The organism is Roseobacter sp. HKCCD7870, assembly GCF_037830315.1.
Classification (GTDB): domain Bacteria; phylum Pseudomonadota; class Alphaproteobacteria; order Rhodobacterales; family Rhodobacteraceae; genus M30B80.
On the sequence record NZ_JBBLYO010000001.1, the window covers coordinates 165,804 to 185,192 of the forward strand.

A 19,389-nucleotide genomic window follows, 5' to 3' on the forward strand; every position below is an offset into this window, starting at 1 on the left:
CATCCTTTATTCATTCTTTTGCGCGGAAACTCGCCACATCGTGATCCAGTGCGGCGAATATTTGCGCGGGGCCAGTTGCATGGTTTTGTTATGTGTGATTGCAAGCTAGGGGATTTACAGCAAAGATAAAGGGCGGCATCCGAAATCGCCCCTCTCTTTGTTCCGCGCCCGACCCGTAAACAGCCCCGTGACCAACCTCGTGACCAGACAGATTATAGATTGACCGCTTCCCGTGACCTCCAAAGAAAACGCCGTGTCCAAACCTAAACCACAGCCTGCCAAATCCCGCAGAGGGCGGTGGGTCTTGGCTGTGGTTTTGGGCCTGTTTGTGACCATTTCAGCGGTGCTTGGTGGGTTTTACCTGCGACTGTCTCAGGGCCCCGTTTCGCTGCCTACCGCATGGCAGGCGCATATTATTGCGCAAATGCAGGCGGGTATGGTGCGCGATGAGTTAAGCATTGCAGATATGTCCATTGCCCTTGATGAGACGGGGCGCCAAGCCCTTTTGGTCATCACCGATGTCACGGTGCGCGATGAAACTGGCCTGCGTGCGGCGTTTCCGCAGCTTGGCTTTGCCTTCGATGCAGGCGCCTTGCTGATGGGGCAAATATCCCCCATCCGCGCCGAAATGCGCGGTGCCAGTCTCTTGCTTGAACGGGACGCAACTGGTGGTATCGATTTGGCTTTCACAACCAATCAAGACGCCGCGCGCGCTGATTTGGCCCAAACCATGTCCGCCTTTGACAGAATGTTTGCCGATCCGCGTTTTGCCAATTTTCAAGAGGCCATTGGCCGCGAGATTACGATTTCTCTGCGCGATGCCACCACAGGACGGGCCTTATCTATTGAAAACGGGCAAATGCGTCTGGCCCGTCAGGGCCAAGATTTGGTTTTGGCGGTTACCGCAGGTCTAGAGGCCCACGCGGAGGGGGCGGCAGATCAGGCGGGGCGTCTTTCCTTTGTGGCGACCCGCACCGATGCCGCGCGTGAGACCGAATTACGCCTCCAATTTCAAGGGATACCTGCAAATAACCTTTCTGTTGCATCGCCTGCCTTGCGGTGGCTTGATCTGATCTCTGCGCCATTGTCGGGCAGTCTCAGCACGAAATTGCGCGATGCCGAAGGCGTTGGTGATCTTGAAGCCCGCCTTGATTTGGGGCCAGGGGAATTGGCCCTTGAGGGCGCAGAGCGCCCCCTAAGCTTTAGCGAGATCTCAGCGCGATTTCGGTATGAGGCAGCCACAGGGCGCGCGGCGCTGGATGAGCTGTTGGTTGATGCGCGCGACCTAGATTTTACCGCAACGGGTGATGCGCTGATTTCGCCTGATGGCACGCAAATTGACGCCACGCTTGATCTTAATGATGTATTGGTGAACCCCAATGCGATGTTCGAGGCGCCCTTGCTGTTCTCGCAGGGGCAGTCTGAGTTTCGGATCAGTTTAGGGGAGGAGCCGCGCCTCGATCTTGATCGTGTTTTGATCCGCACAGATGCGTTTGAGCTGACCCTTTCAGGCTATGGGGTGGCGCGCTCTGATGGCACGGAACTGGCGATTGATGGGAGTATTGCGCAAATGGTGCTGCGCGATGCCCTGATTTATTGGCCAAATGAGTTTGTCTCTAAAACGCGTGACTGGATTGATCGCAATCTGCACGAAGGGCAGGCGCAAAACCTCGTTCTGAGCCTGCGTAAGGCGCCGCAAGATGCCCGTGCGCAGGCGGCCTTGGGGTTTGATTTTAGCGCGCTCGCGCTTAGCCCCATTCGCGATATGCCACCTTTGCGGGATCTGCAGGGCCAACTGCGTCTAGAGGGCGCGCGCCTGACCATTGTGGCGCAAGATAGTCTGATGCGCGCGCCAACGGGCCAAGATATCGTGATGCGCCAAGGCAGGTTCACTGTGCCCAATGTGGCAATGCGCGGCCCTGCTGCCACCCTTGATTTGGATGTGTCGGGAGAAATCCCTGATCTTTTGACCCTATTCGCAGGGCCGCCCCTGAACCTATTTCCCGAAGACGGGCGTCTTGACCCTGCCACATTGGCCACAGGTCAGGCAGAGTTGTCGGGTCAGATCGGTCTGAATCTTGTGCAACGCCAACCCATTGGTGAGATGAGCCTCGATATCACGGGCCGTCTGATAGATGTGCGCTCAGACACACTGGTTCCCAATCGCGATCTGCATGCAGAGGCGCTTGATTTGGCGATTACCTCCGAGGCAGGTGTGATGATTTTTGGCGCTGCCACAATTTCAGGTCAGCCCCTCACGGGCCGTTGGGTTCGGCCTGATCTTAACCGTGATGCCCCGCAATCTTATGTCGAAGGGCAGGCGCGTTTGAGCCCTGAAACCCTTGCGACCTTTGGTGTCATTTTGCCTGATGGCATGGTGCAGGGCGATGCAGCACTGGATTTGCGGCTTGATCTTGCAGTGCGCGGTGCAGCCCCAGAGTTGCGTCTCACATCACCACTTGAGGGCGTTGCGCTGTCCCTTACAGCGTTGGGGTGGACGAAACCCGCAGAGGCAGCAGGGGATTTGGACGTCACCCTGATCCTTGGGCCTGACCCAAGCCTGCGCGCATTCCGCCTATCAGGGGCGGGCCTATCTGCACAGGGTTCGGGGGATCTCAGCCCCGAAGGCCGTCTTGAGCTGTTGCGCATAGAAGGCTTTACCATTGATGACTGGCTAGATGTTACAGGCACGCTGACGTCGCGTGGCGAGGGGCTGGCACCTGCACTTGGGATTGCTTCGGGGCGGTTGGATTTGCGGGGCCTGCCGCAAGGCGGCGCACAAGCGCAAACGGCACGCGCCCCCCTGTCGGTCAATTTGGACGAGCTGCGCATTGGCGCCACGATTGCCCTCAGCGATCTGCGCGCGGATCTCAGTTCTGGCGGTGGCGGGTTGGCAGGGGCGTTTCGCGGCAATCTTAACGGCGCCGTTCCGCTAGAGGGCGCGATTGCCCCGATTGAGGGCGGGGGCATTGATATTCGCCTTCAGGCTGATGATGGCGGGGCCGCCATGCGCAGCGCGGGCATCATGCGCAACCTCTATGGTGGCGCGCTGACCCTGCAATTGCAGGGCGCGACTGGCGCGCGCAGCTATGAGGGCCAGTTGCAAATCACCAACCCCAGACTGCGCGATGCGCCCGTTATGGCCGAATTGCTCAACGCCGTCTCCGTGATTGGATTGATTGAACAACTGTCGGGGGACGGGATTAATATGGGCGAGGTAAATGCGCGCTTCACGCTCGATCCGTCAAAGATCACTGTGCATCAAGGCGCCGCCATTGGCCCGTCTTTGGGTATCAGCATGGATGGGGTCTATAATACATCTGAGCGGAATTTGGACTTTCGCGGTGTGCTTACGCCGATTTATGCGCTCAACGGCGTTGTCGGGCGGCTGTTTGCAAGGCGTGATGAGGGGTTGTTTGGATTTAATTTTACTCTGAACGGCCCGCCCGATACGCCGCAGGTGCAGGTCAATCCGCTCTCCATACTTGTGCCAGGCATTCTGCGCGACTTGATGCGCCCGCAGCTTGACACAAATTCCCAATAATCCGCCCGTTTCTTTGCGATGGCCCGTTTCTGTCAGGTTTACGATGCGTCTTGATGATTTCGATTTTCACCTTCCCGAAACCCGTATTGCGACCCGTCCGGCAAAGCCGCGCTCTTCGGCGCGGCTGCTACATGCGCAAGGCCGGCAGATCACCGATGCGATTGTGCGCGATTTGCCGCAATTCTTGCGCAAGGGGGATCGGTTGGTCCTGAACGACACCCGCGTCATTCCCGCCCGTCTGCGTGGCCAAAGGTGGCGCGACAGCGCGCAAGGCCGCGTGAGCGCAAAGATTGAGGTGACCCTTCTCGAGCCACAGGCCGATGGCACATGGTCGGCCCTTGCCAAGCCGATGCGGAAACTGGCCTTGGGCGAGGTGGTGGAGTTCACCCCCGATTTTCACGCCGAGGTGGCAGGCCTTGAAGGGGGGCTGCGTCTGCGCTTCAACCTTGAGGGGGATGATTTTGATGCGGCGTTGAACGCCGCAGGCGCGATGCCCCTGCCGCCCTATATTGAGGCCAAGCGCCCCTCCGATGCCCAAGATCGGGAAGATTACCAAACCATTTGGGCCAAGCGCCAAGGGGCGGTGGCCGCCCCAACCGCAAGCCTGCATTTTGACGAGGGGCTGATGGCAGATTTACGCGCCCATGGGGTGAGGTTCAGCTTTGTCACCTTGCACGTTGGCGCAGGCACGTTTCTGCCCGTGACGGTGGAAGATGTCACCACCCATAAAATGCATGCCGAATGGGGCGAGGTTTCGCAAAGCGCGGCGGATGAAATCAACGCCACCCGCGCCGCAGGCGGGCGGATTATCCCCGTGGGCACAACAGCATTGCGTTTGATTGAAACTGCGGCAAGCGAAACTGGCGAGATGCGCCCCTTTGAGGGGGATACCGATATTTTCATCTACCCCGGGTATCGCTTTAAAATCACCGATGGGTTGATGACCAATTTCCACTTGCCCAAATCGACCCTGATGATGTTGGTGTCGGCCCTGATGGGGGCAGATCAAATTCGGACGATCTATGACCATGCAATCACGCAGAACTATCGTTTTTTCTCCTATGGGGATGCTTCGCTATTAATCGGGTCGCAGACGTGACAGGATAGGGCGTGAACGCGGCATTAGTTTGGTGCCGTGCAGCGTAAGGATCGCGCATGTTATTGGTGTTGCGGAATTCATGGGCCTTGCTTTTGGGTATCATGCTTCTGATGGTCGGGAATGGCCTTCAGGGCACGCTTTTGGGTGTGCGCGGCGAAATTGAGGGTTTTTCAACCTTTGAGATGTCCGTGGTGATGTCTGCCTATTTTGCGGGGTTTCTGATCGGTTCGCGTATGGGGTCAGAAATGATCCGCCGCGTGGGCCATATCCGCACCTTTGCTGCGCTGGGCTCGGTCATATCGGCGGTGCTGATCCTTTATCCTGTGCTGACGGATCCCATTGCATGGACAGTGTTGCGCCTGATTATTGGGGCCTGTTTTGCAGCCGTCTATGTCACGGCGGAATCTTGGTTGAACAATGCCGCAACCAATGAAACCCGTGGTCAAACGCTATCAGTCTATCTGGTGGTGCAGATGGTCGGCATTGTTGCCGCGCAAATGCTGCTGAACCTTGGGGATCCGTCCGACTATTTCCTCTTTGTGGTGCTGTCGGTTCTGGTTTCGCTAAGTTTCGCGCCGATTTTGCTGTCGGTCACCCCAACGCCGGCATTTGAAACCGCCAAGCCGATGAGCCTGATGGAGGTCTTGAAAATCTCGCCACTGGGTGTGATTGGCACATTCCTTATGGGCGGTGTCTATTCGGCCATGTTCGGCATGGCGGCCGTTTTCGCCACGCAGGCAGGGCTGCCAATTGCGCAATTGTCCATTTTTGTATCGGCCTTTTATGTGGGCGGCTTAGTTCTGCAATTCCCCATTGGATGGATTTCTGATCGGATGGATCGCCGTCTGTTGATCATGATCTTGGCGGCCATTTGTGGCGCAGCGGGCCTGTTGGGTGCGCTCAGTTCTGGCATCTTTTCGATCTTGGTGATTTCGGCCTTCTTCATAGGCGGCATGGCCAACCCGCTTTATGCGTTGTTGATTGCCTATGTGAACGACTTTCTTGAGGTTGAACAAATGCCCGCAGCAGGGGGGCGTCTGTTGTTTGTGAACGGGGTCGGGGCGATTTTCGGCCCGATTGTCGTGGGCGGCATGATGCAGGCCATTGGCCCCTTGGGGTATTTCTATTTCATTGGCGGCTTGGTTACGGTTTTGGCGCTTTATGCGGCCTATCGTATGACGGTGCGCCCTGCACCCACAGTGGAAGATACGGGCAGCTATGCGCCTGTTTTGCCCTCAGCCTCTCCCGTTGTGGTGGGCTTGGCGCAAGAGGTTTTCGCGGATGCGGCCTCCGATGATGGCGATGACGCGCAAGGAACGCTTCCTCCTGCTGCGTGATCGTGGCATTCTCTCTTTGACAATGGTCTAAAGGGGGAAGATCGGATGGCAGAACCACTGGCGCAAGAGATCACAGAGTTCTGGATCGGGGCAGGGCCCGAGGCGTGGTATTGCCGCGATGATGATTTTGACGCTGAAATTCGCGCCCGTTTTGGCACGGCATGGCAGGGGGCGGCAGCAGGCGCGATGGATCATTGGATCAATACCGCGCCGACTGCCTTGGCGCTGATGATCCTGCTGGATCAATTCCCGCGCAATATGTTTCGCGCCGACCCGCGGGCCTTTGCCACCGATGCAAAGGTTTTGGGATTGGCCAAGGACGCGCTAGAAATGGGCCATGATCTGAGCATCCCAGAGCCTGAAAGTCAGTTTTTCTACCTGCCCTTCATGCATTCCGAGGATTTGGCAGATCAAACCCGCGCGATTGAGTTGATCGAAACGCGGATGCCGCAGACGGGGCAAGGCAATGTGATCCATGCCCGCGCCCATGCTGAAATTATCCGCCGATTTGGCCGTTTTCCCTATCGAAACGCGGATTTGGCGCGGGATATGACCGCAGAAGAACAGGCGTTTCTAGACGCGGGCGGTTATGGTTCTGTGCTGCGCAGTCTGCAGGAATCTTAGATAGATTGCAGCGCGATCAGAGATGGTTTAGAGATAGTTTAACGTTGAACAATTCCGAATCCCGCCGCCCCTGCGTGGCCCGAATTGCAGGAGAACTGCCATGTCCAACCAAGATTTCGATGTAATCGTCATCGGTGCAGGCCCCGGGGGCTATGTGGCCGCGATCCGCGCCAGCCAATTGAGGCTGAAAGTTGCGATTGTCGAGCGGGAACATATGGGCGGGATTTGTCTCAATTGGGGCTGTATCCCAACCAAGGCCATGCTGCGCTCGTCCGAAGTTTTCCACTTGATGCACCGCGCTAAGGAATTCGGTCTGTCTGCGGATGGGATTTCCTATGATTTGGATGCGGTCGTGAAACGCTCGCGCAATGTGGCCAAACAGCTGAATTCGGGCGTGGGCCATTTGATGAAGAAGAACAAGGTCACAGTCGTGATGGGCGCGGCCACAATTCCCGCGAAAGGCAAGGTCGAGGTGAAGGCGGAAGATGGCGTGAAAACCCTGACCGCCAAACATATCATTCTGGCCACAGGCGCCCGTGCCCGCGAACTGCCGGGCCTAGAGGCGGATGGCAAGCGCGTATGGGCCTATAAATCGGCACTGACCCCGCCGCATATGCCTAAGAAATTGCTTGTCATTGGGTCTGGCGCGATTGGGATTGAATTTGCAAGTTTCTACAACACGCTGGGCGCTGAGACGACAGTTGTTGAGGTGATGGATCGCATCCTGCCCGTGGAAGATGCCGAGATTTCCGCCTTTGCCAAAAAGGCCTTTGAAAAGCAGGGGATGAAAATTCTGCAAAAGGCCGTGGTCAAGAAACTGGATCGCGCGGCTGATAAGGTCACAGCGCATATCGAAATGGGCGGCAAGGTTGAGACGCAAGAATTCGACACAGTCATTTCTGCCGTTGGTATTGTCGGCAATGTTGAGGGCTTGGGCCTAGAGGGGCTTGGGGTCAAAATAGACCGCACCCATGTTGTGACGGATGAATATTGCCGCACGGGCGTGGACGGGCTTTACGCGATTGGCGATGTTGCAGGCGCGCCGTGGCTTGCGCATAAGGCCAGCCATGAAGGCGTGATGGTCGCCGAGATGATTGCAGGGCGCAAGGTTCACGCGGTGAAACCTGAAAGCATTGCAGGCTGCACCTATTGCCACCCGCAAATCGCCTCGGTCGGTTTGACCGAAGAAAAGGCAAAAGCCGCAGGCTATGCCGTAAAAGTGGGCCGCTTCCCCTTTATTGGCAATGGCAAGGCCATCGCCTTGGGCGAGCCTGAAGGGCTGATCAAAGCCGTGTTTGATGCCAAAACGGGCGAGCTTTTGGGCGCGCATATGGTGGGCGCGGAAGTGACCGAACTGATCCAAGGCTATGTGGTGGGGCGCAAGCTGGAAACCACTGAAGAAGACCTGATGGAGACCGTTTTCCCGCATCCAACCTTGTCAGAGATGATGCATGAGGCGGTTCTTGATGCCTATGGGCGGGCGATTCATATCTAGAGGGCCGGCGTCTCAGGTGTCTGGGTTATTGGGGCAGGGGCAACCTTGCCCCTTTTGCTGTTCTAGCGCCATGCTTGACAGGTTTGCGCGTTTCGGTTTTGTTCTCGCCATCCTGCCCCTTGCTTTGTGGCACTGGCGCAGGCACAGGATCGCCCTAGCTTATGGCGCATCAATATAGGATCGGGCGGTCAGATGGCGGAATTAAAGAAAATCGAAGTGCGCGGCGCACGCGAGCATAATTTGAAGAATATCGATGTCGATATTCCCCGCGACCAACTGACCGTGATCACGGGCCTATCGGGATCAGGAAAATCGTCACTTGCCTTTGACACGATCTATGCCGAAGGGCAGCGCCGCTATGTCGAAAGCCTCAGCGCCTATGCGCGGCAATTCCTTGACATGATGCAAAAGCCCGACATGGATCACATCTCGGGACTGTCGCCCGCGATTTCCATTGAGCAGAAAACCACTTCGAAAAACCCGCGCTCGACCGTGGGAACCGTGACCGAAATTTACGATTATATGCGCTTGTTGTTTGCGCGCGTGGGCACGCCCTATAGCCCCGCAACAGGTCTGCCCATTGAGGCGCAGCAGGTTCAGGACATGGTCGACCGCATTATGGGCATGGAGGAGGGAACCCGCGCCTATCTCTTGGCCCCGATTGTGCGCGACCGCAAAGGCGAATATCGCAAAGAAATGCTGGAGCTGCGCAAGCAGGGGTTTCAAAGGGTCAAGGTAGATGGGGCGTTTTACGAATTAGAAACCCCGCCAAGCTTGGACAAGAAATTTCGCCACGATATTGACGTTGTGGTGGATCGCATTGTGGTGCGTGCGGGCAGTGAAACGCGTCTGGCCGATAGTTTGCGCACGGCGCTTGATCTGGCCGATGGGATTGCCATTCTGGAGACTGCACCAAAGGACGGTGATCCCGAGCGGGTTACGTTTTCTGAGAATTTCGCCTGTCCTGTTTCGGGCTTTACCATTCCCGAAATTGAGCCGCGCTTGTTCTCTTTCAACGCGCCCTTTGGGGCGTGCCCGTCTTGTGATGGGTTGGGGCATGAGCTGTTTTTTGATGAACGGCTGATGGTGCCTGATGTCACGCTTAGCCTTGCCGATGGGGCCATTGCGCCATGGCGCAAGGGGAAATCACCCTATTTCCTGCAAACCATCGAAGCGATCGCCCGTCACTACGGCTTTGATCCTAAGGCGCAATGGAAAGACCTGCCTCAGGCGGTGCAAGATGTGTTCTTGCGTGGCTCTGGCGAGGAAGAAATCGCCTTTCGGTATGACGAGGGCGGGCGGGTTTATCAGGTTTCCCGCGTGTTTGAGGGGGTGATCCCCAATATGGAACGCCGCTATCGCGAAACCGATAGCGCGTGGATCCGCGAAGAATTTGAACGCTATCAGAACAATCGCCCCTGTGGTGCTTGTGGGGGGCACCGCCTGCGGGCTGAGGCATTAGCGGTGAAAATCGGCGGCCTTCATGTGGGCGAGGTGGTGCAAATGTCCATCCGTCAGGCCTATGATTGGATCGACACTGTGCCAGCGGCCTTGAGTGCGCAAAAAAATGAAATCGCCCGCGCGATCCTGAAAGAGATCCGCGAACGCCTCGGGTTTTTGAACAATGTGGGGTTGGATTACCTGACGCTGTCACGCAATGCAGGCACCTTGTCAGGTGGTGAAAGCCAACGCATCCGTTTGGCCAGCCAGATCGGCTCGGGCCTCACGGGGGTGCTTTATGTTCTTGATGAACCCTCAATTGGTTTGCATCAGCGCGACAATTCCCGCCTTCTGGATACGCTAAAAAACCTGCGCGATCAGGGCAATACCGTCATCGTTGTTGAGCATGACGAGGAAGCCATTCGCGAGGCGGATTACGTTCTGGATATTGGCCCAGGTGCAGGGGTGCATGGCGGCCAAGTTGTGGCCTCTGGCACGCCGCGTGAGATCATGGAGAACCCCGCCTCAATCACAGGGCAATATCTGTCGGGCAGCCGCGAGATTGCTGTTCCCCAAGAGCGGCGCAAGGGCAAAAAGGGCGGCAAGTCCGTTACCGTGGTCAATGCGACAGGCAACAACCTGCAGGTGGTGACAGTGGATTTCCCGCTCGGGAAATTTGTCTGCGTCACGGGTGTTTCGGGGGGGGGCAAATCCACCCTGACGATTGAAACCCTGTTCAAAACAGCCTCAGCGCGGCTGAATGGGGCGCGCCAGACACCTGCGCCTTGCGAGACGATCAAAGGGCTAGAGCATCTCGATAAGGTGATCGATATTGACCAACGCCCAATTGGGCGCACGCCCCGCTCCAACCCTGCGACCTATACGGGCGCCTTTACCCCAATCCGTGATTGGTTTGCAGGCCTGCCCGAGGCCAAGGCGCGCGGCTACAAGCCTGGGAGGTTCAGCTTTAACGTCAAAGGCGGTCGCTGCGAGGCCTGCCAAGGCGATGGGGTCATCAAGATCGAGATGCATTTCTTGCCCGATGTTTATGTGGAATGTGAAACCTGCAAAGGAAAGCGCTATAACCGCGAAACCCTTGAGGTGACGTTCAAAGGCAAAAGCATTGCCGATGTATTGGACATGACTGTGGAAGACGCGCAGGAGTTTTTCAAAGCGGTGCCATCCATTCGCGAGAAGATGGATGCGCTGATGCGCGTGGGGCTCGGCTATATCAAGGTGGGCCAGCAAGCGACCACCTTGTCGGGTGGCGAGGCGCAGCGTGTGAAACTGTCCAAGGAATTGAGCAAACGCGCCACGGGCCGCACCCTCTATATTCTGGATGAACCCACCACGGGCCTGCATTTCGAAGATGTGCGAAAATTGTTGGAAGTGCTGCATGAATTGGTTGATCAGGGCAACTCAGTTGTAGTGATTGAGCATAATCTTGATGTGATCAAAACCGCCGATTGGCTGATCGACATTGGCCCCGAAGGCGGTGATGGCGGTGGGCAGGTCGTGGCGACAGGCACGCCCGAGGATGTCGCGGGCGTTGCCGCATCGCATACGGGACGTTATTTGGCCCCGATGCTGCCCGCGGCCCGCGTTACGGCTGCGCAATAGATTTGCCCCCTCACGCAAATTTTTCCCCGTTCGGCGCTGATTGCGTCTAAGCTTGGCGTGACGGATGAAGCATAAATAGGGGTTAACCAATGTCGGCACGTATGTCTTTTGCCTTGTCACTGGGGCTGTTTGCGGCAAGCAGCCCTGCCTTTGCGCAGGATTTTTGTGGGGGAATGGGGGCCATGGGTCTTTGGGCCAATGGCACCGAGGCCGCCTCTGACCTCAGCCAATCAAGCACGGCCTTTGATCTGACGGGTCTTGGCCTGTCTGCGGGCAACCAGGCGGTCGGGCTGTTCACATTATCGCAATCTGCAAATCTGCGCGTTGAGGCGGTGGGGCAGGGTGGGGTTGATCCCGTTTTAGACCTCTATGACGAAACGGGCCGTTTGATCTTGAATGATGACGATAGCGGCGGAAACCTTGCTGCGCGCGGTGAGATCAACTTGGCGGCGGGGCGCTATTGCGTTGCGGTGCGCGATTTTAGTGGAACCGCTGGCGCGGTTGACCTGCGTATTGGCCTCAGTGATCGCGATCCTGCGCTGACGATGGGTTTGGATGCAGGAACAGGCAGCTTTGCAGGGGTTACGCCCTGCACGGCGGATACGCCCGCCACGGTTTTGGGGGCGGGGGCCTTGAGCCAAGCTGAGCTGAGCGCAGGTATCAGCCAAACAGGCAGCGTGGCAAGCACGCCCTATTATCGCTTTGGCCTTTCGGCCCCAACGGCGGTGACCATTCAAGCCGAAAACAGTGCGGCTGATCCCTATATCTATCTCTATGGGCCAGATGGGCGGCTCTTGGCGGAAAATGACGACCATATGGGTCTTGATAGCCAGATTGACATGGCTGACCCGCTGCCTGCAGGCAGCTATTGTATCGCGATGCGCGCCTTGTCAGATCAAAACGCGCCTGTGACAGTGACCTTGCGCGATTACGACCCAATGCGTGCCATGCAGCAGATGTATGAGGCGCTCGAGGCCAGCCCCCCTATCGGTGGCAGCTATCCTATCACGGATTTGGGCGCAATTTCGGGGCAGTTCGTGCGCGATGTCAGCGTATCAGGCAAGGCGCAATGGTTCCTCGTGTCTATGCCAGAGGATGGGCTTTTGCTGATTGATGCGGTTGGCATGGGCAATTCTGACCCAATTCTGGCCCTTTACGATCCAGTGGGTCGTGAGCTTGCCTATAATGACGATAGCGGGTCTGGGTATGACAGCCAAATCGCGCAGCCTCTTGGCGGGGGCAGCTATTTGGTGGGCTTGCGGCAATATGATAACAGCGCAGGCATGGTGCGTCTGGTGATCCAGCGCTTTGTGGCGGCCAATTAAGCGCGTTCAGGCCCCGTCTGATGCAGCCAAGGCCGTGATGATGGGGCCAAAATCCAGCGCCTTCAGAGAGGCCCCCCCCACCAAAGCGCCATCGACATTTTCCAATGCGAAAATCTCGGCGGCATTGGTTGGCTTGACTGACCCGCCATAGAGCAGCGGCACGCTTTTTGCGGCATCCGCGCCGTAGCGGGCAGCCAGATTAGCGCGCATGGCATCATGGATTTCGGCAATATCACTCAGTTCAGGAACAAGCCCTGTGCCAATCGCCCAAATCGGTTCATAGGCTATTACAAACGCGCCTTCATCGGGGAGGGAGGCGTCAAGCTGTGCTTCAACAACCGCGCGGGCATGGCCCGCGCGCCGTTCTGCCTCGCTTTCACCTAAGCAGATAATGGGGGTCAGCCCCGCCGCCAATGCCGCTTCTGCCTGCGCGCGCACTTGGGCGTTGGTTTCGCCGTGATCAGCGCGCCGCTCGGAATGGCCCACAATCACATAATCCGCCCCTGCATCCTTCAGCATGGGTGCGGAAATATCGCCCGTATGCGCGCCTGCCGTTGCGGTATGGCAATATTGCCCCCCGAGCGCGATGGCGCTGTCGCGGCACTGTGCGGCAAGGGCACCCAGCAAGGTCGCGGGCGGACAGATCAAAATATCGACTGGCTGCGGTGCAGGGAATGCCGCAATCAGGCTTTGCACTTCGGCCATATTCGCCAAAAGCCCGTTCATCTTCCAATTTCCTGCGGCAAGTTTTCTGCGCATCGCGCTCTCCTCTTTATCTTTGGTTTTATGGGTGGCAAGGATGCAGCCAAGGGTCAAGCCAATATGGGGTAAGAATCGTGATGATACCGCGAATTGATTTTCAGAAAATGATCGCAGGTGATGCCGAGACCCTTGAGACTATCGCTTATGGCGCGCGTGACGTTGGGTTTTTGACGCTTCAGAATACGCCGATTTCGGGCGAGGCTGTTCAAGAGTTAATCGCGCTCTATCGCCGTTTTTTCAAAATGGATGATGCGGCCAAAGCGGCCGTGGATATGGCGCGCACAGGGGCCAATCGCGGGTGGGGTGCCTCCAAATCCGAACAGGTCGATCCCAAGGCAAACCCTGACTACAAACAAGTGTTTGACTGTGGCTTGCCGGTGCCCGATGGCGATCCAATGGCGCATTTGCCTGTTTATGCGCCAAATCTTTGGCCCGAAGCCCCTGAAGGTTTTCAAGAAACAGTCGAGCAGTATTTTGCGCAAGCGCGTGCTGTGTCCTTGGCCCTGCTTGCGGCGATTGCACGAGCAATTGGCAAGGACGGGGATTATTTTGCCGATAAATTCGACCGCCCCATGGCGCTGTTGCGGGCAAATTTCTATCCACCCCGTCCAGATTGGGCGGGTGAAAAGGATTTCGGCATCGCAGCCCATACCGATTATGGCTGCCTCACCCTTTTGGCCACGGATGGGCAGGCGGGCCTTGAGGTGGAGATGCGGGATGGTTCATGGCTGCCTGTCGCGGTTGAGCCGGGTGTCTTTGTCATCAATTTTGGCGAAATGCTCGAGATGTGGAGCGAGGGCGGGGTGAAGGCCACATTGCACCGCGTCACAGGCGGTGCGGAGGAGCGCATTTCCATCCCGCTGTTTTTTAACCCTACTTATGATGCCAGCGTCGCACCCGCAGGATCAGATCAGGTGATCCGTGCAGGCGATCACCTCAGCCGCCGCTACGCAGAAACCTATCTGCATATGAAAACCGCCTAAGCGACCATCAGCGCGGCAAGGATTTCTGCGCGGCTTTCCTCAATCTCTTGCGGGGTTTTGGTGGTTGAGTAGCCGCTTGTTGTCGTGCCCCATAACTGTTTGCAAAACGGGTGCTCGGGGCCCTCATAGCGCCATCCGCGGAAATGTTCCGGCACTAACATATAGGCGGGATACACATAAAGGCCCCGCGCCAAATCCCGATGCCGCTTGAAAAACTGCCGCAACCTAAACTTTCCTGATCCTTTCCATGGCTTTGGCAAAGTAGCTGGATCTGATTGTGACAGTTCTTCAATCAAAGCGGCGAGAATTGGATGGCCCTTGGGGCTGCCCAGAATGGGGCAAAGCAGGCCCTTTTTGCGCGGCATTCCGTGGGTATCGCATGCTTCATTTTTCACCTCACGGCAGGTGAACGGGCCTTGATGGTGAAGAAGGTCATGGACGGGGCGCAGGCAGATGGAATCCGTTTCAGGAATGATCCCGCCAAATCCAAAGATAATTTCATAGCGCATCAAATCTGATACGCCCGCACATTCCCCTTGCCGAAAATATTCAGTGATCTGCGCATGGCATTTGAATTTGCGTCCCGTAAAAAACTGATTGTCATACAGGGTATAGTCCCAGTCAGGGTGCATATCGCGCCAAGTTTTCATCCACTGAAGCGGTGGATCAAGCGGGCCAATCCAGATTTGCCCAAGCCGTTTGTCGACCGTTTGCGAAGCAGACATCAGAGGCCTTTCATCTCTCAGTGACCCATTTTATCGCGTCATGGATTATTCGGGTGCGGCTGTGATTTTATTATCCTTGTGGTGAAACAGATAATCAGTGCGGCCAAACCGATAGGCCAGTTCATATCCGATTTTCTTCAAAGCCTCGGTCGCAGGGGCCACTTCGCCAAAGCGGGGGATCAATTCGATCCACATCGGAGGTTTGAACCTGTCCAAGATTTTATGCGCCCCCGCAATCACCCCAAGGGCCATGCCTTCGACATCAATTTTGATGAAATCAATCGTCTTGAGTTTGGCTTTGGCGCAATAGGAATCCAGTGACTGCACCTCAAATGTTCCGCCGTCAGACAGTTCAAATCGGGTTGCACCGTAATTATTGGGATCAAACCGCGTGATTTGCATTTTTGCGGCCGCGCGTCCAAGGCCCATCAACTCAAAGCGCGCACCGCTGATATTGTTTTCTTGAACATTGCGTTCGAAAATACGCTGGCAATGGGGTTGAGGATTAAAGGCGATGACCTTTGTGGCCTTCATCACTTTTGCAAAAAATAGGCTGTGATTTCCGATATTGCAGCCAATATCCAGAACCGTGCCGCCCGCGGGGATCAGTTTGTCATGATACACACCCGTCAGATGGTTCATTTCGAAAAAGCTGCCTGTGGTGGCGATCAGGCCTTGGATCACATCTTGGGCCACATCAGGCAAATACATTCGGATCGTCTCGCCAAAGGCGTTGAATGTGAAAATGCCCTCTGCATCCAACAGCGCCTTGCGCCCCTGCGCCGCAATTTGCGCATTGAGCGAAATCAAGCTGTCGATTTTTTTCGACAGCGCCTCAAATTCTTCTGATTGCACGGATCAACCCCTTGTGCCCGTCCCAAGTTTAGCGGGTTCACTATAGGGGGCAGAAATCGCGCTTGGCAAGCGATGCGGTGCGTCAGCCCTCGCGTTCTGCGTTGAGTTCTGAGACATCCTTGAACTTGATCGATTCACCACAACCACAGGCATCGGCCACATTGGGGTTGTTGAATTTGAACCCAGCCTCAAGAAGCGAGGTTTGATAATCGATCTCTGTGCCAAAGAGGAACATTTGCGCCATGGGCGCAATCATCACGCGCGCGCCTTCGACCTCGATCACCTCGTCATGGGGGTCAATCTCCGCGGCGTAATCCATCGTATATTCCATGCCCGCGCAGCCGCCCTTTTTCACCCCGATGCGCAGCCCCTGATGCCCGTCACGCGTCATCAGTTTCTTGATCTGCCCAATCGCAGCGGGGGTAAGGGTTACTGCCGCTTTTCTTGGAATGCCGAACATCTTACATGAACCCTAGCTCAAGACGGGCTTCATCGCTCATCATATCCATGCCCCATGGGGGTTCCCATGTCAGCTTGACATCGACCTGCTTGATCCCTTCGAGCGGCTCGATTGCATCTGCCACCCATCCAGGCATCTCGCCCGCAACCGGACAGCCCGGTGCGGTTAAGGTCATGATTACCTCGACTGCATTCTCAGCATCGATATTGATCGTATAGACCAAGCCCAGATCATAAATATTCACTGGAATTTCAGGGTCGTAAACAGTGCGGCAGGCCTCGACCACCGTGTCGTAAAGCGGGTGGTCCGTGCTAGAGGGCGCAATCAAAGGCGCCCCTTCAAGCGTTTTTTGCGGCATCGGATCGGGAGTGCTGGTCATCTTGGGCCATATCCTTTGCGGGACGAATTCCTGACTAAAGATATAAGGAAAGGGTGGGCCAAGGGCAAGGGTAAGTGACGCTCATCACCGCGGCGGGCGGCGTTTGATGGGGGCAGGGCGCACATGTTTTTCGATGGCGCTATAAAGATGGGCAGCGATGTTTTTGCCCGTGACCTCCTCGGTGCCCTCAAAGCCCGGCGAAGAGTTGACCTCAAGCACCTTAGGCCCGTCAGCGCCACGCAGCATATCGACCCCCGCGATCCCAAGGCCAAAGGTGCGCGCAGATCGAATGGCGGTTTCGCGTTCCTCGCGGGTGATGCGCACGCTGACCGCCGTGCCGCCACGATACAAGTTCGAGCGGAAATCATCCGCCGCCCCCACACGTTTCATCGCAGCCACCACTTTGCCATCAATGACAAGGCAGCGAATATCCTCGCCTGCGGCCTCTTTGACAAAATTTTGCACAACGAAATTCGCAGATAGGCCGCGAAAGGTATCGATCACTGATTGCGCGGCTTTCTTGGTTTCGGCCAAGACCACGCCCTTGCCTTGGCTCGATTCCAACAATTTCACTACCAACGGGGCATTGCCCACCAAGGTGATGAGGTTGTTGGTGTCCTTTGGGCTTGCCGCAAAGGCCGTTTGGGGCATGCCAATGCGGTGGCGCGACAGAATTTGGTGGGCGTGCAGCTTGTCACGGCTTGCGGTGATGGCGGCGCTGCCATTTAGGCAATAGACCCCAAGCGTTTCAAATTGCCGTAAAATCGCCGCACCATAGGCCGTAATCGAAGGACCGATGCGGGGAATAACCGCATCATATTTTGGCAATTCTTGCCCGTCATAATAAACCGCAGGCGTCATGGCATTTAGCGCCATATAACAACGGGTTTTGTTGATCACTTCAACGACATGACCGCGCGCCTCGCCCTCGGCCTGCAATTTTTGTGTGGTGTAGTTTTGTTCGCGACTCAGAACGGCAATGCGCAGCGCGCGTTTGGGCGCGGCCTCTTTGACCGCAGCGGTGTGATAGACCTCGTAACTGCGTTGCGGCTGACAGAAACTTTCTGAGGGGGTGATGATCCAATCTGCCCCAATCGCCTGCCGCCCCAGAAGCATCCGATAGCTCATATTCGCGCGATCGGTGAGCGCGATTTCAATTTCTTGCCGCAACGGGCCGATTTAGAGCGGGCTGAGGATCACATAGCGCGCCTCTGTATCACCATTGGAACTGGTCACATCGCGGCGGTCATGGATGGTTGCAGAACAGGCAATCGCCAAATCGGGGCGGGCAGGAATTGGATTGATCAAAAACCGCACTTTCTGCTTAGTAGCTGGGCCAAAGAGTTCGATATCAAAGGCGTGCAGCGCCGAGGTGCGTGCGCCTGTGTCCACCTTAGCCTTCAGCGCAGGCAGCCCCAATTGCGGCAAGCCAACCCATTCTTCCCAACCAAGTTTAAAGACTTGATCCATGCGATGCCCCGTCTGGTGAAATCATTCTCGGGCCTTGGCATTGGCGTAGAATCGCCTATGAACAGAGGCCCAATCTGAGCGAGGCTTTATCCCGTGCCCAAAGAGTCTGCATTTGAATTATTACACCAAGATGGCAAGGCGCGCCGTGGCGTGATTTCGACCCCGCATGGGCAAATCCGCACGCCTGCCTTCATGCCTGTAGGCACGGCTGCAACGGTCAAGGCAATGATGCCAGAAAGTGTTGCTGCCACAGGTGCGGATATTCTTTTGGGCAACACCTATCACCTCATGCTGCGCCCCACCGCTGAGCGGGTTGCGCGTTTCGGGGGCCTGCACAAATTCATGAATTGGCAGAAGCCTATCCTGACCGATAGCGGCGGGTTTCAAGTGATGAGCCTGTCAGATCTGCGCAAGCTGACGGAGGAAGGGGTTGCCTTCCGCTCGCATGTGGATGGGTCAAAACATATGTTGACGCCCGAGCGCAGTATGGAAATTCAGGCGCTGCTGGGGTCGGACATTGTCATGTGTTTCGATGAATGCCCCGCTTTGCCTGCGGATCGACATCGCATTGCGTCCTCGATGGAGTTGTCCATGCGATGGGCAGCGCGCTCGAAAGCTGCGTTTGGCGAGAGGCCGGGTCATGCGCTTTTTGGGATCATGCAAGGCGGGCTAGAGCGCGATTTGCGACAGGCAAGCGCCGAAGCGCTTTGTGATATTGGCTTTGACGGTTATGCGGTTGGTGGTCTCGCCGTTGGCGAGGGGCAGGCGGCCATGTTTGATTGCCTCGATTACGCCCCTGATTTCTTGCCCCAAGATCGCCCCCGTTATCTGATGGGGGTGGGCAAGCCCGATGATATCGTGGGGGCTGTGGCGCGTGGGATTGATATGATGGATTGCGTGCTGCCTTCGCGTTCGGGGCGCACGGGGCAAGCATGGACGCGGCGGGGGCAGGTGAATATCAAAAATGCCCGCCACCAAGATGATCCGCGCCCCTTGGATGAAAATTGCACCTGTCCCGCCTGTAGCAATTACTCGCGCGGCTATCTGCATCATGTGTTCCGCGCGGGCGAGATTATTTCTTCGATGCTGCTGACATGGCATAATTTGCATTACTACCAAGAACTTATGGAAGGGATGCGCGGGGCCATCGAGGCGGGGCAATTCGCCCAGTTTGAGGCGGGCTTCCACGCTGCACGCGCAGAGGGCGATATCGAGCCGATCTAACCCTGATTTTCGGCTTGTCACTGCCCGCGCCCTAGTGCAGCATTGCA

At 56.6% G+C, this 19,389-nt stretch carries 14 protein-coding genes and 1 pseudogene; 9 read left to right on the plus strand and 6 right to left on the minus strand.

What is annotated here, in order from left to right:
• The first annotated feature begins 253 nt into the window (after positions 1-253).
• From AAC637_RS00870 to AAC637_RS00900, 7 genes are all read left to right on the plus strand, one after another.
• Positions 254-3,544: a YhdP family protein gene (locus AAC637_RS00870; protein ID WP_340301909.1), complete on the plus strand. Its 3,291-nt coding sequence runs from the start codon at positions 254-256 to the stop codon at positions 3,542-3,544.
• A 43-nt stretch (positions 3,545-3,587) separates the two neighbouring features.
• Positions 3,588-4,643, plus strand: coding sequence for a tRNA preQ1(34) S-adenosylmethionine ribosyltransferase-isomerase QueA (gene queA, locus AAC637_RS00875; protein ID WP_340301910.1), 1,056 nt, complete (start codon positions 3,588-3,590; stop codon positions 4,641-4,643).
• A 56-nt stretch (positions 4,644-4,699) separates the two neighbouring features.
• A complete protein-coding gene (locus AAC637_RS00880) occupies positions 4,700-5,980 on the plus strand; it encodes an MFS transporter (RefSeq protein WP_317654993.1) in 1,281 nt (426 codons plus the stop codon).
• 45 nt (positions 5,981-6,025) lie between these two features.
• Complete coding sequence (locus tag AAC637_RS00885) at positions 6,026-6,604, plus strand: DUF924 family protein (protein ID WP_340301911.1); 579 nt, start codon at positions 6,026-6,028, stop codon at positions 6,602-6,604.
• 100 nt (positions 6,605-6,704) lie between these two features.
• The gene (gene lpdA, locus AAC637_RS00890; RefSeq protein ID WP_340301912.1) at positions 6,705-8,099 is read left to right on the plus strand and encodes a dihydrolipoyl dehydrogenase; all 1,395 of its coding nucleotides are present in this window, start codon (positions 6,705-6,707) and stop codon (positions 8,097-8,099) included.
• Positions 8,100-8,291: 192 nt separating this feature from the next.
• Positions 8,292-11,159 (plus strand): excinuclease ABC subunit UvrA, encoded by a 2,868-nt coding sequence (uvrA, locus tag AAC637_RS00895; protein WP_340301913.1) that lies wholly within the window; start codon positions 8,292-8,294, stop codon positions 11,157-11,159.
• 89 nt (positions 11,160-11,248) lie between these two features.
• Positions 11,249-12,484, plus strand: a complete 1,236-nt coding sequence (locus tag AAC637_RS00900) for a DVUA0089 family protein (protein WP_340301914.1) — start codon at positions 11,249-11,251, stop codon at positions 12,482-12,484.
• 6 nt (positions 12,485-12,490) lie between these two features.
• On the opposite strand, the gene tpiA is transcribed toward AAC637_RS00900, so the two are convergent.
• Positions 12,491-13,243, minus strand: a complete 753-nt coding sequence (gene tpiA, locus AAC637_RS00905) for a triose-phosphate isomerase (protein ID WP_340301915.1) — start codon at positions 13,241-13,243, stop codon at positions 12,491-12,493.
• Positions 13,244-13,323: 80 nt separating this feature from the next.
• On the opposite strand from tpiA, the gene AAC637_RS00910 reads away from it, so the two are divergent.
• Positions 13,324-14,229, plus strand: a complete 906-nt coding sequence (locus AAC637_RS00910) for an isopenicillin N synthase family dioxygenase (RefSeq protein ID WP_340303112.1) — start codon at positions 13,324-13,326, stop codon at positions 14,227-14,229.
• Here AAC637_RS00910 and AAC637_RS00915 read toward each other — a convergent pair.
• From AAC637_RS00915 to rimK, 5 genes and pseudogenes are all read right to left on the minus strand, one after another.
• The gene (locus AAC637_RS00915) at positions 14,226-14,954 is read right to left on the minus strand and encodes a glycosyltransferase family 32 protein (protein WP_340301916.1); all 729 of its coding nucleotides are present in this window, start codon (positions 14,952-14,954) and stop codon (positions 14,226-14,228) included. The two genes, AAC637_RS00910 and AAC637_RS00915, sit on opposite strands and share 4 nt — an antisense overlap.
• 45 nt (positions 14,955-14,999) lie before the next feature.
• A complete protein-coding gene (locus tag AAC637_RS00920; protein ID WP_340301917.1) occupies positions 15,000-15,809 on the minus strand; it encodes an FkbM family methyltransferase in 810 nt (269 codons plus the stop codon).
• 82 nt (positions 15,810-15,891) lie between these two features.
• The gene (locus AAC637_RS00925) at positions 15,892-16,269 is read right to left on the minus strand and encodes a HesB/IscA family protein (RefSeq protein WP_340301918.1); all 378 of its coding nucleotides are present in this window, start codon (positions 16,267-16,269) and stop codon (positions 15,892-15,894) included.
• Between the two features lies 1 nt (position 16,270).
• Positions 16,271-16,648 (minus strand): SUF system Fe-S cluster assembly protein, encoded by a 378-nt coding sequence (locus tag AAC637_RS00930; protein WP_340301919.1) that lies wholly within the window; start codon positions 16,646-16,648, stop codon positions 16,271-16,273.
• Positions 16,649-16,732: 84 nt separating this feature from the next.
• Positions 16,733-18,118 (minus strand): annotated as a pseudogene (rimK, locus tag AAC637_RS00935) (30S ribosomal protein S6--L-glutamate ligase).
• A gap of 93 nt (positions 18,119-18,211) precedes the next feature.
• Here rimK and tgt point away from each other — a divergent pair.
• Positions 18,212-19,342, plus strand: a complete 1,131-nt coding sequence (gene tgt / locus AAC637_RS00940) for a tRNA guanosine(34) transglycosylase Tgt (protein ID WP_340301920.1) — start codon at positions 18,212-18,214, stop codon at positions 19,340-19,342.
• Positions 19,343-19,389: the final 47 nt, after the last annotated feature.

What these genes read in the sequence shown, in the direction of transcription:
- AAC637_RS00900 (WP_340301914.1), top strand. Translation starts at nt 11,249, where the DNA reads ATGTCGGCACGTATGTCTTTTGCCTTGTCACTGGGGCTGTTTGCGGCA.
- uvrA (WP_340301913.1), top strand. Translation starts at nt 8,292, where the DNA reads ATGGCGGAATTAAAGAAAATCGAAGTGCGCGGCGCACGCGAGCATAAT.
- AAC637_RS00930 (WP_340301919.1), bottom strand. Translation starts at nt 16,648, where the DNA reads ATGACCAGCACTCCCGATCCGATGCCGCAAAAAACGCTTGAAGGGGCG.
- tpiA (WP_340301915.1), bottom strand. Translation starts at nt 13,243, where the DNA reads ATGCGCAGAAAACTTGCCGCAGGAAATTGGAAGATGAACGGGCTTTTG.
- queA (WP_340301910.1), top strand. Translation starts at nt 3,588, where the DNA reads ATGCGTCTTGATGATTTCGATTTTCACCTTCCCGAAACCCGTATTGCG.
- AAC637_RS00880 (WP_317654993.1), top strand. Translation starts at nt 4,700, where the DNA reads ATGTTATTGGTGTTGCGGAATTCATGGGCCTTGCTTTTGGGTATCATG.
- AAC637_RS00915 (WP_340301916.1), bottom strand. Translation starts at nt 14,954, where the DNA reads ATGTCTGCTTCGCAAACGGTCGACAAACGGCTTGGGCAAATCTGGATT.
- AAC637_RS00910 (WP_340303112.1), top strand. Translation starts at nt 13,324, where the DNA reads ATGATACCGCGAATTGATTTTCAGAAAATGATCGCAGGTGATGCCGAG.
- AAC637_RS00885 (WP_340301911.1), top strand. Translation starts at nt 6,026, where the DNA reads ATGGCAGAACCACTGGCGCAAGAGATCACAGAGTTCTGGATCGGGGCA.
- AAC637_RS00925 (WP_340301918.1), bottom strand. Translation starts at nt 16,269, where the DNA reads ATGTTCGGCATTCCAAGAAAAGCGGCAGTAACCCTTACCCCCGCTGCG.
- lpdA (WP_340301912.1), top strand. Translation starts at nt 6,705, where the DNA reads ATGTCCAACCAAGATTTCGATGTAATCGTCATCGGTGCAGGCCCCGGG.